Genomic DNA, 13,933 nt, shown 5'->3' on the forward strand with positions numbered 1-13,933 from the left:
CCGCACTCGAGTCTGCCGCCGAACGTTCGGTGACCGCCGAACCCCGCGGTACGACCGCGGCGGACCGGCGGCCCCGGCTGGCCGCCTACCTGGCCTCGGCCATCGTCGTCGCCGTCGTCGCCGGTTTCAGCGTGATCGGGCTGGTCAACCTGCTGCTGCTGCCGGGGCCGGTCGGCTTCCTGCGCGGCGCCTACGCGCTGCTGGGCATCGGCGGGCTGCTGGCCATCCAGCTGCTCTGGTTCAGCCGCCCGGCCGTCCGGCACGACTCCGCCACCAGCCTGATCCTGGTCGCCGTGATGGTCGTGCTGGCCTACGTCCCCCTCCTGACCTTCGGGCTGCTGTGGGCCGACATGCCCGTCTTCGTCGGCGGAGCGGTGCTGCTCGCCCTGCCGGCGCGATACGCCGGGCCGGCGCTGACCGCGGTGTTCTTCAGCGTCGCCTGGATCTACTGGTTCTTCGACGCCTCGCCGCTGAGCATCGTGTACAACGCGGCCGGCTCGGTGTTCTACAGCCTGGTCTTCTACTTGCTGACCCGGCTCGCGCGCATGGTGCACAACCTCCACGAGGCCCGCACCGAACTGGCCCAGCGCGCGGTCGCGGAGCAGCGGCTGGCCTTCGCCCGCGACCTGCACGACCTGCTCGGCATGAGCCTGTCGGCGATCGCGCTCAAGGGCGAGCTCGCGCACCGGCTGATGCGGAAGTCCGTGGACCGCGCCAAGGCCGAGCTCGCCGAGATCACCGCCACCGCCCAGCGCACCCTGTCCGACGTCCGCGCGATCTCCCACGGCTATCGCGAGCTGTCGCTGGAAAAGGAGTCCCGGACGGCCGAATCGCTGCTGTCGGGCTCCGAGATCGCCGTGCAGATCCACCTCGACCAGGGTGACCTGCCGGTGCAGACGCGCACGCTGCTGGCCAAGGTGCTCCGCGAAGGGGTCACGAACGTCCTGCGCTACAGCGACGTCGAGCACTGCGAGATCGACGTCCGGCACCAGGACGGCAAGGTCACCCTGGAGATCGTCAACGACGGCATGACGGCGGACGCCCCGGCGCTCTCGCCGGACAGCAGGCTGACCAGCCTGCCCGGGGAGTTCGCCGCGCTCGGCGGCACCGCGAGCGCGAAGATCGACGCGGACGGCCGGTTCCGGCTGCGCGTCGAGCTGCCCGTGCCCGGCCGCCAGGGCACCCCCGCCCCGCACGAGGGCGAGCAGCGGACGCAGATCGAGTCGAAGCGGATCCGCAGGCTGCTGCCGCTCACCATGGCGATGATGGCCTTCGGCGCGACCGTGCACGAGCTCCAGCTGACCGACCAGCCGTGGGACCTGGCCCTGGTCGTCGGCTCGATCGCGGCGCTGCTCGCCCTGCAGTTCTCGTACTTCAACCGCCCGACGACCCAGCTGCGCTCGGCGCAAAGCTACGGGATGCTGTTCGTCCAGGCCTGCCTGATCTACCTCCCGCTGCTGCCGCTGGGGCAGAACTGGGTCAGCCTGCCCGGGCTGCTGATCGGCAGCGCGCTGCTGGTCCTGCCCCCGGTGCTGGGCTGGGCGTTCTTCGCGCTGAACATCGCCGCCTACGCGGAGATCCAGCGGATCTCGGGCGCCGACATCACCTCCACCGTGTTCTACACCGCCGCGACCGTGATGACCGGGCTGGCCGTGTTCGGGCTGCTGTGGCTGGTCCGGCTGGTCACCGAGCTGGACAGCACCCGGCGGCGCCTGGCCGAGATGGCCCTCGCCGAGGAACGCCTGCGCTTCGCCCGCGACCTGCACGACCTGCTCGGCATGAGCCTGTCCGCGATCGCGCTGAAGAGCGAGCTGACCGCCCGGGTGCTGCCGCTGGACCGCGGCCGGGCCGAAGAGGAGCTGACGGAGGTCCTCGGCCTGACCCGCCAGGCGCTCTCCGACGTCCGGTCGGTGGCCAGCGGCTACCGCGAACTGTCCCTCGACAGTGAATCCCGCACCGCGAGGTCCGTGCTGGTGGCCGCGGACGTCAAGGTGCGCATGGAGATGCTCGAAGACGAATTGCCCACGACGGTGCGCACGGTACTGGCCGTCGTCCTGCGCGAAGGCATCACGAACGTGCTGCGCCACAGCAAGGTGGAGAGCTGCGAGATCGCGATGCGCCGCACCGGCAACGGGATCTGCCTCGACATCGTCAACGACGGTGTCCAGCGGGACGCCGCCCGCGTGCCCGCCACCCGCTCGGAAGAGCAGGCGGCGGCCGGGGTGCCCGCACCGCGGCTCGCGGGCACGGTCGCCGTGCCCGCCGACGCGTCCCCGGGCAGCGGGATCGGCAACCTCTCCCACCGGGTCACCGACCTCGGCGGCAAGCTCACCGCCGGGATCGAGCCGGACGGCCGGTTCCGGCTGCGGGCCGTCGTCCCGGTCTGAACCACCCGGTCTGGACCACGCGGTCTGAACCACCCGGTCCAGACCTTTCCGCGGTCACAGCCAGCCGGACTCTTCGGCGATGCGGATCGCGTCCACCCGGTTGCGGGCGTTGAGCTTCGCGACGACCGTCGTGAGGTAGTTGCGGACGGTCCCGGCGGACAAGTAGAGCCGGGCGGCCACCTCGACCGTCCCGAAGCCCTGCGCGGTCATCCGCAGGACGTCCAGCTCCCGGGCGGTGAGCGGGCAGTCCACCGAGTCCCAGGCCGCCAGCGCCAGGTCGCCGTCGACCATGCGCCGGCCGGCGAGGACCCCCCGCACGGCGTTGGCCAGCTTGTCCGGGGGCGCGTCCTTGAGCAGGAAGCCCCCCACCTTGGCGTCCAGCGCCCGGCGCAGCGTCCCGGGTCTGCCGAGGCTGGTGAGGATGACCGTCCGGCAGTCCGGGACCTGTTCGTGCAGCTCACCGGCGGCGGTGAGCCCGTCCATGCCCGGCAGGTCGATGTCGATGACCGCCACCTGCGCCTCTTTCGCGCGGGCCATCGGCACGATGTCGAGGCCCGACGCCACCTCCGCGACCACGTCGATGTCGGGCTCCAGCCGGAGCAGGGCGACCAGCGCCCCACGCACGATGTGCATGTCCTCTGCGACGAGCACTCTGATCACGGATGCCTCCGCACTCACGATTCCCCAGAACCCCAGTTAAACATTCTGCCCGAGGAATCGGTTGCACCATTCGGGCACCACTGGCGCCGGCATCGCGAAATGTCCGGGCACCCACCGGGACGGCTCGAGGAAAAGATCTATCCGCAACCGGACAGCTACCTGTGGTGACCGGTGACGGAGGCTCGGACGAGCGTGGTGGGAAATTTTCCGGCTTGCCCCGCTTGTGGACTGTGCGACGGTCCACAAGCGACGGGCCGGGTGCGGAACTGCGGAAACGACGCTCAGGCGGCTTCCAGGACGTCCGCCCGGCAGAAACAGGTACGAGCCGGGCCGCCCGAAGTGGCCTCTTGCCACTGTCCGAACTGTTCGATCACCAGGTCGGTGGCCGTCTTGTCGAACTCGATGCCCATATCCGAGAAAAGCGCGCGAACGTCAGCGGAAACATGTGCAGTCATTGTTGTTCTCCCCAGTGACGAAGATGAATTCTCCACGTGCCACAAATCGTCGCTCAGGGATGCGTTGACAACCAGTGCCGGTGTCACCGGGCCGTTGTGGCTTACACATGCTCCGCGCGGCTCGGGAGAGACTCCGAATGGGCTAACAAACCATCGACGCGGGAGCGATCCGGGGGCTTTCGTCACCGTCCGCGTCCGGTCGGTCACGGCCCGCCGCTACGCAGCGTGCAGAACGCACATCTCGTCATGGTCGGACTACCCGGTCCGGCGGCCGCCGGACCCGGATGTGCGAAACGCATGTCGACCATCGGCGAAACCCATGCGCACCGGTGCACAGAGCACTTAAGAAGTAGACGTCCGCAGATCTACAGTTTTGGTCGAAATCAAGTGCCCGCAGCGGATGCCTTCGTCGGGAAGGCCCGGAGGGCGGCTCCCACGTCGGAAGGACGGCCCGCGATGGATGAGATCGTCCGGCAAGCTGTGGCTCGCGCCATCGTGACCATGCGCAACCACTTGGACGAACGGCTCACGATCGACGACCTCGCCCGTGCGGCCGTGTTCAGCAAGTTCCACTTCACCCGGGTGTTCCTCCGGGTCACCGGGCTCTCGCCCGGCCGCTTCCTGTCCGCCTTGCGGCTGGCCGAGGCGAAACGCCTGCTCGCGACCACCGAGACCTCGGTGGCCGACATCAGTCACCAGGTCGGCTACAACAGCGTCGGCACCTTCAGCGCGCGGTTCAGCGGCAGCGTGGGCGTCTCGCCGTCCGGCTACCGCCAGCTGGGCGGCACCGCGCCGCGGCTGTCCGACCGGCAGGCCTGCCCCGGCTCGGAGGCGACCATCCGGGGCCAGCTGCGGGTGCCCCTGCCGGCCGAGGTGGGGCCGGTGTTCATCGGGCTCTTCGCTGCCCGGATCACCGAAGGCGCGCCGGCCCGGCACGTGATCCTGCCGCGGCCCGGGCCCTACGCGTTGACGAACGTCCCGCTCGGCTCGTGGTTCGTGCTGTCGCACGCCTACGGCACCACGGCGCCCGACGACACGGCGCTGCGGCCCTTCACCGGCCTGACCGGACCGCTGACCATCCACCGCGGCGTCACCGCGAGCCTGGCGGACGTCCGGATGCGACCGCGGGACGGTTTCGACCCGCCCGTGCTGCTGGCGCTGCCGGACCTGCGCCAGCCCGCGATATCCCGGCCGATGGCGAGCTGAACGCGCGCTTTTCCGGCCGTGGACCCGCCGTCCGCACCGCGCGGACGGCGGGTCTCGCGCGTCACGGGTCCGCTCCGGCGGGAACCGCGGAATTCCGGACGTTCTCACCCGGACGATCGAGCGGCGTCCGCGAAACACCGGCACCGGGGACGAATGACGTACAATCACCACACGGAGTCGCTGAACTGGGGGGCGAGGTACCGGCGTGATCAAGGTGTTGCTGGCCGAGGACATGCACATGGTTCGCGGCGCCCTGGTCGCCCTCCTGAACCTGGAGTCCGACATCGAAGTGGTGGCCGAGGTGTCCTCGGGCGACCAGATCCTGCCCGCCGCGAAAGCGGCGATGCCCGACGTCGCGGTGATCGACATCGACCTGCCGGGCAAGGACGGGCTGTCCGCGGCGATCGAAATCCACGAGAGCCTGCCCGACTGCCACACGCTGATCCTCACCAGCCTCGGCCGGCCGGGCACGGTGCGCCGGGCGCTGGACGCGAAGGTGAACGGCTTCCTGCTGAAGGACGCCCCGTCGGACAAACTGGCCAACGCCGTGCGTTCGGTCGCGATAGGACGCCGGTTCATCGACAGCGAACTCGCACTGGCGGCCTGGGAAACCGACGACTGCCCGCTCACCCCGCGCGAGCTCGAGATCCTGTCCCTGGCCGCGAAGGGCCGCACGGTCGCCGACATCGCCGCGGAGCTGTACCTCTCGGCGGGCACGGTGCGCAACTACCTGGCCGCCGTGGTGACCAAGCTGAACGCCCGCAACCGGGTACACGCCATCCGCATCGCCACCGAAGCCGAATGGCTCTGACCGGTCCGATGTGACCGGACCTCGGGAGCCGGTTGGACGCTCGGCATGGGCACTCAGCATGGGCACTCAGCCCGACCACACAACGCGTCCACTTAGCTCAGGCGCTCGGCTCGCCCACTCAACCCGGGCACTCAGTTCGGGTGCTCGGCTCGCCCACTCAGCTCAGGCACTCAGCTCGGCTCGGCTGCTCAGCCCGCCCGCGCAGCCCGGCACACAGCCCGCCCACCCACTCACCTCGGGCGCTCAGCTCGCCCGGCGGCGGCGGGCGAGCTGCGGGCCTGAGCGCACCGGGATCGCGGCCAGCAGGCGGTGGGTGCCGTCCGGGCCCGTTTCCGTCGTCAGGGCGCCGTCCAGGGCCTGTACGCGGTCGCGGAGGTTGCGTAGCCCGGCGCCCGAGTCCGCGCCGTCGCAGGCCGCGCCCGCGGCTCCGTCGTTGACGATCTCCAGCCAGGCCGTTCCGTCTTCGGTGCTGACGGAGAACGCGCACCAGCTCGCGCTGCTGTGGCGCAGCACGTTCGTCACCCCTTCGCGCAGCACCATGGCCAGCACGGTGGCGACCTGCGGCGGCAGGCCGCCGAGCCCGGAGCGGGCCACGGTCACGCGGGTGCCGGCCGCGCTCAGCACCGCCGCCGCCGCCCGGCACTCGTCCTCGATCGACAGGTCGCGGTAGCCGGCGGCGATCGTGCGCACGTCGGCCAGCGCGCGCCGCGACATCACCAGCAGTTCGCCGAGCTCCTCCTTGGCCTGGCCCGGCCTGTCGAGCACGAGGCGGTCGACCAGTTCACCCTTCAGGGTGATCGCCGAAAGGCTCATCCCCAGCAGGTCGTGCAGGTCGCTGGAGAACCGCTTGCGTTCCTCGGTGATGGCCTGGCGCTTCAGCTCGCGCACCTGCTCGCCGCGCTCGGCCACCAGCCGCGCGGCCGTGCCCAGCCCGAACAGCGCGAGCGTGGCGACCCCGGCGGACACCGCGCCCGCCAGGCCGGCGGCGACCGACCCACCCGGCAACGCCGGGACCACCGCCGCCCCGGCGCACGCCAGCAACGCGCCGGGCACCGCGATGACCGGCCGGAACGTCAGCAGCACGCCCCCGGCGAAGAACCCGCCGGCCACGCTCCACGACGCGCCGAACGGCAGCAAGCCGACCACCGCCTGCAGGAGCAGCACCAGGACCGGTCGCCGGGTTCGGCCGCGGCCGAACCCGGCCAGGTACGCCACCGCCAGCACCGCGGCGCAAACCGGCGCGGCCAGCCGGACGAGCCCGGGCTGGGGGCCGGTCAGCACGGGCAGGGACGCCAGCGACGCCACCCCGATCGCGGCCGCCACCTGTGCGGCGAACACGAGTGTCCGGGTCTCGGACCGCTCGTCCTCGAACGCGGGAGGCGGATCGGCGGCCGGCCCCTGGAGCCGCGTCCCGCGAATCGGTATCGGCTGAACCACGAGCCCTCCCAGATACCCCCTGGATCCCGGAGACTCCAAGGTAACAGGGAAGTCCGGGAAAACGGGAGGTCACCGCGAGGGCGGGAAATCCAGGACGCACTCGCCGACGCTCACCTCGGCCGGCCACTCCAGCTTCAGCGAGCGGTCGACCCGGTCCCCGGCGTCGACCGGCACGGCGTGCGCGGCCAGCCCCATCGCCTTCGCGGTCAGGTAAAGGACCTGCTGCAGGGCACCGACGTGCAGCAACGTCGTCGCGTACGCGGCGTTCCCCAGCACCCACGCGATCCGCGACATCCGCGCGGTCATCGTCAGCAGCACCGGCGGCCGGCGGTGGCTGCCGGCCCCGACCATCGCCAGGTCGAGCAGGCCGTCGAGGCCACCGGCGTCGTCGTTGGTCAGCGTCAGGGTGTGCCACAGCGGGTCGTAGTGGTAGATCCCCCGCGCCAGGCCGACGCAGCGGTTGATCGCGACGTAGATCTCGAGCTCGTACAGGCAGGCGACGCTGAAGTAGGGCCGCTGGGAGGCCTCGTGGGCCGGGCCGCCGGGCAGGTACGCCGGGCCGACCGAGCGCACCCGCGCGGCGCGGAAGAGCAGCTCCCCGATCTGCTCGGCGGACAACGCGCGCTCGGTCATCTCGGGGCAGGTGTGGTCGTCTTCGAGCAGCTCGCTCAGCGTCGGGTCGTTGGCCTGGAGCATCGCCGGGCTGGGCCGGTGCAGCGGGAAGGTCGAGCCGGCCGCGGTCTGCTTGACCACCGGCGGCTCCGCGCCCTCGCGGTGCGCCCCCGGATCCGTCGGGCCGCCCTTCTGCCAGGTCCGGCTCCGGGCGTGGAACAGCAGGTCACCGGGCGACCAGACGGCCAGGTCACCGTCGGTGTCCTCGGTGAACCGCGCCCAGTCGTCGGCCAGCAGCGCCACCCCCGCGGCCACCAGGAACGCGATGATGTCGGCCACGACCGGCTCGGCCAGCCCGGTGGTCTCCGCGACCTGCGCGACGGTGACCGGACCGGCCAGCGACGAGACCACGAGCATCGCCGGCGGCCGCAGCAGCGCGACCCGGTACCGGGCGCGGGGGGACTCGAGCAGCAGCCCGCCGCCGTCCGGGCGCATCGCCGAGAACCGGGAGAGCTTGACCTGCCGGCCGGGTGGCACCGGTTCGGCCTGGAAGACCGGGGACTGGGTGACCGGGATCGCCGAGAGCAGCGGACCGCGGCCGTCGTTGAGCGCGAGCGAGTGCACGACCGAGCCGGCCAGCCGGTTGAGCACCCGGCGCAGCGTGCCGGCCCAGGCTTCGGCGCCACCGCGCGCCGACGAGACCAGGTTGGCCATCGACACCGGCCCGAGCAGCAGCCGGCTCAGCGACTCGCGGACCGCTTCGGGAATGCTCGCCAGCTCGTACTCGCCCCACCACGTGATCGCGACGAGCGTGTCGTCCTCCCCCGCTTCCAGCAGGGTGTCTTCGCTCAGGGACCACAGCCGGACGGTCTCCGGACTGCCCTCCAGGCCGTCTGCAAGCAAGGTATTCTCCTAGGGCGGAACAACGAGCACTGAGCCTCCCGCGGGACTCTTAAAGAAACATCGGGAACGGGTTGAGGCCCTCGTACGGCGTCGGCGCGTCGAGCCGGCCGAGCCGGACCGGGACGTCGAACAGCCGGCCGGGCGCGAACCGGGCCCAGAACGGCCGCAGGCCCGGGACGAGCACCTTGACCACCGGGATCCCGACGTCCGGCCGGGTCTGGTCGAGCACGAGCAGCTCGAGACCCGCTTGACCGAGCAGCCGGGCCAGCGCCTCGACGTCGTCGCGGACGTCGGACCGGTTGACGTACGGGAAGTCGGCCGCGGCCCGCATCCGCTGCCCGGCCGCGGGCCGCAGGTAGGGCTGGTTGGCGACGGTGGCGTACGCGAGCCAGCGCCGCGCGTCCGGGTCGTCGACGTCGTGGCCCGCGGCCTGCACGACGGGCAGCATCTGGTTGAGCTCGGTCACCGCCCGGCGCACCGCGATTCGCGGGTCGAGGTGGGCGCCGAAGCCCATCATGATGTCCTCGTGCGGGCCGTCGGTCCGCCGCGAAAGCGCGACGGCCACCGGGATCCCGAGATCGGACGTCACGTCGAGGACCCACAGCTCCCGGCCGAGCGTCGCGTAGCCGGCCGACATCTCCTCCAGCCACGGGTCGCCGAAGGACGCGAGGTCGACGCCCGGCACCGGCGTGCGGTTGTACCACCACAGCGCCACCGCGTCGCGTTCGACGAGCTCCAGCGCGCCCTGCAGGATCGCGTCCTCCAGGCTGCTGCCCGCCGCGGCGCCGTTCGAGTCCGCGCGCACCCCGGGCGTCGCGTGCTCCCGCGGGATGCCGTAGTACAGGTAGGACGTCGGCAGCAGGCGGCGCTGCCCGGTGAGCGACCACACCGGCGTCCAGTCGACCTCGGCCGCCGGGTCGAACGGCGCGGGGATCCCCTGGAACTCCGCGTGGGCGCGGTTCCAGGCCGCGCGGTCGCGGTACTGCCGGTCGTCGAAGAGCATGCATTCGTTGGGGTGGACGGCTTCCTCGCCCAGCTGCTCGTAGGAGCCGCGGATGCGGAGCTCGTCGCCCTGGAAGTTGCCGGAGAACCGCTCCGCCGCCTCGCAGAGGGCGCTGACCTCGGCGTCGAGCGGGCTGACGCCCTTGCCGCCGTTCTCGCAGCGCAACCCGGCGCGCAACGCGGCCATCCCGGTGACGCCGCGGGCGACGTTGGGCCCGGAGCGGTAGGCGTTGGCGAACGACGGCGCGTCCGGGTCCGGCCGGATCTCCTTGATGATCCCGGTGACCGGGCTGACCAGGTGCCGGTGCCGGCTCAGCATCTCCGCCGGGGTGGTCGTCCGGTGCCCGCCACCGCCGGTGGTCGCCTTCTTCGCCGGCTGCAGCACCACCGGGCGGTCCGTGCGCCCGGCCACCAGCGACGGGTCGCCGCAGTCCGGGCACTGCGGGCGGCGGCGCAGCTCGTGCAGCCGGCCCTGCAGGTCGAGCGTGTCCAGCGTCCACACGCACTGCTGGCCAGGATGGCGGTAGCCGGCCAGCCACTTGGACGCCTCCAGCGCGACCAGGTGCGCCGCGGCCGCGGTCAGCGACGGCAGCGCCGACACCGGGCGGTGCGCCGGGCCGGCGTGGCCGAGTTCTTCCTGCACGCAGGCCTCGGCGTGCCGGTGGCCCCACAGCCGGTGCGTCAGGCAGTGCCAGCAGGCCTCCCCCGGCTGGAGCACCGGGCCGATCCACACCTGGGCCCCGGACGGGCGCGCGAGCAGCCAGGGCCGCCCGGTCCGGCGGTGCTCGGCGTCGATCACGGCCAGGCGCGGGTCGAGGTAGTCGGCGCACAGCACGATCGAGAGGTCGGCGACGCCGGCGTCCGCGGGCACCACCGCGATACCGGCGTCGGCCAGCGCCCGCTCGACGGCTCCGGGGTCGGTGCCGGCGGCGCTGTCGCCCACCGCGATCAGCGCCGCGGTGCCCGGCCGCGCGGCGACGACGTCGGCGTCGATGCCGCAGGCGTCCCAGTAGGCCAGCGCGCGCTCGTCACCCGGCCGGGTGCCCCCGGCCGGCTTGCGCAACGTCACCAGGCCGGCGTCGACCAGCTGGGTCAGCAGCGCGGCGACCTCCTCCGGGGCCATTCCCCCCGGCCGCCCGCGCAGCAGCCGGTCGAGGTCGTGCGTGCCGTCGAGCAGGGCCGCCAGCGATTCGATCTTGGCCCCGCGCATCGCGATGACGCCCTGCTCGGAGAACAGGTAGGCGCCCTTGCCCGCGTGGACCTCCGCCCGCAGGTGCCGCCGGAACGCCGGGGTCGGGGCGGGAGCGGGCGTGGCCGCGGCGGGCCCGCCGTCGTCCGGTACCCGCACGTCCACCGCTGTTGTGCGCATGGGGCTCTCCTGCCGGCAGTCGGGAGGATTGAACGAGGACCCGAATCCTGCTCCTGCAGGCCGGGGCCCGGCCAGTGTGGAAATGCACGGAGAAGTCGTGCGAAACGCATGTTTCGACCTGGGAAACACAGGGGTCGCCGGTGCGCGGCTCACTGGCAGCGCGCGGCCCGGGACGTCACCGTGGACAGCGACGCCCGTGGCGGCACGGCACGTCGCCGGAACCGTAACCGAGCCCGCGGCACCGCGCGACTCGGGCGGCAGCCGGCCAGGCACCCGAAAAAGTGAGGAACCGAGTATGCCCACCTCTGCTCGCACCTACGGACAGTTCTGCGGCCTGGCCCGGGCGCTCGAGATCATCGGCGAACGATGGTCGCTGCTCGTCGTGCGGGACCTCGTGCTCGGTCCGAAGCGCTTCACCGACCTGCAGCAGACCCTGCCGCGCATCCCGGTGAGCATCCTGACCTCCCGGCTCAACGAGCTCGAGGAGGCGGGCGTGATCCGCCGCCGGGTCCTGTCGCAGCTGGACGCCGGGGTCGTCTACGAGCTCACCGAGTACGGCTGCGAGCTCGACCACATCGTGCTCGACCTCGGCCTGTGGGGTGCCCGCTCGCTCGGCTACCCGAAGCCGGGTGACGCCTTCAGCATGGACACCGCGATCCTGTCGCTCTACACGACCTTCCGCGAGGAAGAGGCCGCGGGCGTGCACGTCAACTACGAGCTGCGCCACCTCGGCGGCGAGATGATCGTGCACGCGCTGGTCGACGACGGCACCCTCAAGGTCTCCGCCGGCTCGCTGCCCAGCCCCGACCTGGTGATCGAGCCGCAGGGCCCGGCGATCCTGGACCTGCTCAACGGCAGCCTGACCGCGCAGGACGCGCTGTCCGGCGGTCAGGTCCACGTCGAGGGCGACCCGGCACACCTGGAGCTGTTCACCCGGCTGTTCCACATCCCGCCGGCCCCGGAGCGCCCGACCGGGCTGGCCGTGCACTGACCCGGGTCCGCGCAATCCGCCACACCGCCGCAAATTTCGCCACGAGATGGGCAATCCGGAGGAACGGATTGCCCTCCGGCGAAGGCTAAGATCCGTGCGAAACGTCATTTTCGGGATACTGGGGTCTGCATGTCGACGTCCGAAATCACCCGCCCCGCCGGGTTCCTCGCCGCGCTCAACAGCCGGTACCACCACCGCGCGCTCGCCGTGTTCATGGTGATCGTCATCGGGCACTGGGCCGAGCACATCGTGCAGGCCGTGCAGATCTACGGCTTCGGCTGGCCGACCTCGCGCGCCCGCGGCGTGCTGGGCATGCCGTTCCCGTGGCTGATCTCGCAGGAGTGGCTGCACTACGGCTACGCGCTCGTGATGCTGGTGTTCCTGTGGGTCCTGCGCCACGGCTTCGCCGGCCGCTCGCGGCAGTGGTGGAACCTGGCCCTGGGCATCCAGTTCTGGCACCACATCGAGCACCTGCTGCTGTTCATCCAGGCGCAGTCGGGCTGGCGGCTGGCCGGGCAGAAGGTGCCCACCAGCATCATCCAGCTGCTGATCCCGCGGGTGGAGCTGCACCTGTTCTACAACACGATCGTCACCATCCCGATGATCGTCGCGATCGTGCTGCACCGGCGGGCCTCGGCCGCGGAGCACGAGCTGACCGGCTGCACCTGCGGGCTGCCCCGGCACTCCGCGCTCGCCGCGTCGTGAAACGCGCGCTGGCCCTGCTGGCCCTGGTCCTCGGCCTGCTGGTGGTCGGCGCCGTTCCCGCTTCGGCTCACGTCGAGATCATCTCGTCCACCCCCGGGGACGGTGCCCGCCTGACGGCGGCGCCGTCCCTGGTGTCGGTGACGCTGTCGGAGAACATCGGCATCCAGCCCGGCTCGATCAAGGTCGTGGACCTGTCCGGGAAGCAGGCCGACACCGGCCCGGTGTTCCAGCCCGGCGACGTCGCCGAGCAGGTGGCGGTGCGCCTCGAGCCGGGCCTGCCCGACGGCAGCTACCTGGTCGAGTACGCGTTCGTCTCGGCCGACTCGCACCCGGTGCGCGGCACGTTCGCGTTCGTCGTCGGCACCGGCCCGCTGGTGACGTCGGCGGGCGCGGTCTCGGCGGCCACCGGCACGGACCCGGCGGTCGACGCCGTGTCGACGGCGGTCCGCTGGCTGGCCTACCTCGGCGTCGTCCTGCTCGGCGGGCTGGCGTTCGTGCTGCTCTGCCGCCCGGGCGCTCGCACCGACGGCCGCGCGCGGCGGCTGCTGCGCTGGGGCGCGGTACTGGTCGGCGCGATGGCGGCCGCGGCGTTCGTGCTGCAGGGCCCGTACGCGGCCGGGCGCGATCTGGCCGCGGTGACCGACCCGGCCCTGCTGGCCGACACGCTCCGCGTCGCGTACGGGAAGCTGCTGCTGCTGCGCCTGGTCGCGGTGGGCGCGCTGGCGGTGTGCACGGCCCGGCTGCTGCGGCCGTCGGATCACCTGCGGCCGCGCTTCGAGAACCTGGCGATGGTGGCCGGCTTCCTCGTCCTGCTGACGTTCTCGGCGACCGGGCACCCGGTGACCGACCCGATCATGTACTTCTCGGTGACCGCGGACCTGGTGCACTTCGGCGCGATCGCGATCTGGGCCGGCGGCCTGGTCCAGCTGGCGCTGTGCCTGTACCGCCCGGCCGACGGCGAGGACGTCGCCGGCGTGGCGGCCCGGTTCTCCAGGCTGGCGGCGGGCGCGGTGACGGCGATCGCGCTCAGCGGCGCGGTGCTGGCGCTGCGGATCATGCCGTCGCTGACGTCGTTGTGGACCACCCGGTTCGGGCTGCTGGTGCTGCTGAAGATCGCGGGCTTCGCGGCGCTGCTGGCCGTGGCGAGCCGGTCCCGCCGCGCGGTCCGCCGGATGGCGACCCCCGCGCCCGGCGGCACGGCGACGCTCACCACGGACCTGCGCCGCCTCCGTCTGGCGGTGTCGACGGAGGTCCTGCTCAGCGTGGTCGTCCTCGCCTTGGCGGCGTTCCTGACGGTCACCCCGCCCGGCGGCTGACCCGCCTTCTCCGTCTGCGACCCGATGTCGAGCCACACCGATACTCGTCGCGTCCGGCCCAGTCCACTCCGCAGCCGTG

Annotated in this window: 11 protein-coding genes; 6 read left to right on the top strand and 5 right to left on the bottom strand. The window is 72.2% G+C overall.

Annotated elements, in window-relative coordinates; all coding sequences use genetic code 11:
• Window positions 1-29 precede the first annotated feature (29 nt).
• Window positions 30-2,387, top strand: a complete 2,358-nt coding sequence (locus tag MUY22_RS49180; protein WP_371827568.1) for a sensor histidine kinase — start codon at window positions 30-32, stop codon at window positions 2,385-2,387.
• Between the two features lie 54 nt (window positions 2,388-2,441).
• Here MUY22_RS49180 and MUY22_RS49185 read toward each other — a convergent pair whose 3' ends face one another.
• Both MUY22_RS49185 and MUY22_RS49190 read right to left on the bottom strand, forming a co-directional pair.
• A complete protein-coding gene (locus tag MUY22_RS49185; protein WP_247055533.1) occupies window positions 2,442-3,047 on the bottom strand; it encodes a DNA-binding response regulator in 606 nt (201 codons plus the stop codon).
• A 281-nt stretch (window positions 3,048-3,328) separates the two neighbouring features.
• Window positions 3,329-3,502, bottom strand: a complete 174-nt coding sequence (locus tag MUY22_RS49190; protein ID WP_247055534.1) for a hypothetical protein — start codon at window positions 3,500-3,502, stop codon at window positions 3,329-3,331.
• A 456-nt stretch (window positions 3,503-3,958) separates the two neighbouring features.
• Here MUY22_RS49190 and MUY22_RS49195 point away from each other — a divergent pair, with 456 nt between their 5' ends.
• A complete protein-coding gene (locus tag MUY22_RS49195) occupies window positions 3,959-4,708 on the top strand; it encodes a helix-turn-helix domain-containing protein (RefSeq protein ID WP_247055535.1) in 750 nt (249 codons plus the stop codon).
• A 205-nt stretch (window positions 4,709-4,913) separates the two neighbouring features.
• Window positions 4,914-5,519, top strand: a complete 606-nt coding sequence (locus MUY22_RS49200) for a DNA-binding response regulator (RefSeq protein WP_256475271.1) — start codon at window positions 4,914-4,916, stop codon at window positions 5,517-5,519.
• A gap of 243 nt (window positions 5,520-5,762) precedes the next feature.
• Here MUY22_RS49200 and MUY22_RS49205 read toward each other — a convergent pair whose 3' ends face one another.
• From MUY22_RS49205 to MUY22_RS49215, 3 genes are all read right to left on the bottom strand, one after another.
• The gene (locus MUY22_RS49205) at window positions 5,763-6,956 is read right to left on the bottom strand and encodes a sensor histidine kinase (RefSeq protein ID WP_247055536.1); all 1,194 of its coding nucleotides are present in this window, start codon (window positions 6,954-6,956) and stop codon (window positions 5,763-5,765) included.
• A 69-nt stretch (window positions 6,957-7,025) separates the two neighbouring features.
• The gene (locus MUY22_RS49210) at window positions 7,026-8,471 is read right to left on the bottom strand and encodes a SagB/ThcOx family dehydrogenase (RefSeq protein ID WP_247055538.1); all 1,446 of its coding nucleotides are present in this window, start codon (window positions 8,469-8,471) and stop codon (window positions 7,026-7,028) included.
• Window positions 8,472-8,520: 49 nt separating this feature from the next.
• A complete protein-coding gene (locus tag MUY22_RS49215; protein WP_247055541.1) occupies window positions 8,521-10,842 on the bottom strand; it encodes a TOMM precursor leader peptide-binding protein in 2,322 nt (773 codons plus the stop codon).
• 295 nt (window positions 10,843-11,137) lie between these two features.
• Here MUY22_RS49215 and MUY22_RS49220 point away from each other — a divergent pair, with 295 nt between their 5' ends.
• From MUY22_RS49220 to MUY22_RS49230, 3 genes are all read left to right on the top strand, one after another.
• On the top strand, window positions 11,138-11,833 hold the full coding sequence (locus MUY22_RS49220; RefSeq protein WP_247055543.1) for a helix-turn-helix domain-containing protein: 696 nt from the start codon (window positions 11,138-11,140) through the stop codon (window positions 11,831-11,833).
• Window positions 11,834-11,962: 129 nt separating this feature from the next.
• Window positions 11,963-12,538 carry a hypothetical protein gene (locus MUY22_RS49225; protein WP_247055546.1) on the top strand — a complete coding sequence of 192 codons (576 nt, stop codon included), beginning with the start codon at window positions 11,963-11,965 and terminating at the stop codon, window positions 12,536-12,538.
• Window positions 12,535-13,854: a copper resistance CopC/CopD family protein gene (locus MUY22_RS49230; protein ID WP_247055548.1), complete on the top strand. Its 1,320-nt coding sequence runs from the start codon at window positions 12,535-12,537 to the stop codon at window positions 13,852-13,854. Before MUY22_RS49225 ends, MUY22_RS49230 begins: the two co-directional genes overlap by 4 nt.
• Window positions 13,855-13,933 lie beyond the last annotated feature (79 nt).

The sequence above is a fragment of the Amycolatopsis sp. WQ 127309 genome, assembly GCF_023023025.1.
Classification (GTDB): Bacteria; Actinomycetota; Actinomycetes; order Mycobacteriales; family Pseudonocardiaceae; genus Amycolatopsis.

Excerpts from the sequence above, each read along its gene's own strand:
- MUY22_RS49215 (WP_247055541.1), bottom strand. The coding sequence starts at position 10,842 with ATGCGCACAACAGCGGTGGACGTGCGGGTACCGGACGACGGCGGGCCC.
- MUY22_RS49220 (WP_247055543.1), top strand. The coding sequence starts at position 11,138 with ATGCCCACCTCTGCTCGCACCTACGGACAGTTCTGCGGCCTGGCCCGG.
- MUY22_RS49195 (WP_247055535.1), top strand. The coding sequence starts at position 3,959 with ATGGATGAGATCGTCCGGCAAGCTGTGGCTCGCGCCATCGTGACCATG.
- MUY22_RS49190 (WP_247055534.1), bottom strand. The coding sequence starts at position 3,502 with ATGACTGCACATGTTTCCGCTGACGTTCGCGCGCTTTTCTCGGATATG.
- MUY22_RS49225 (WP_247055546.1), top strand. The coding sequence starts at position 11,963 with ATGTCGACGTCCGAAATCACCCGCCCCGCCGGGTTCCTCGCCGCGCTC.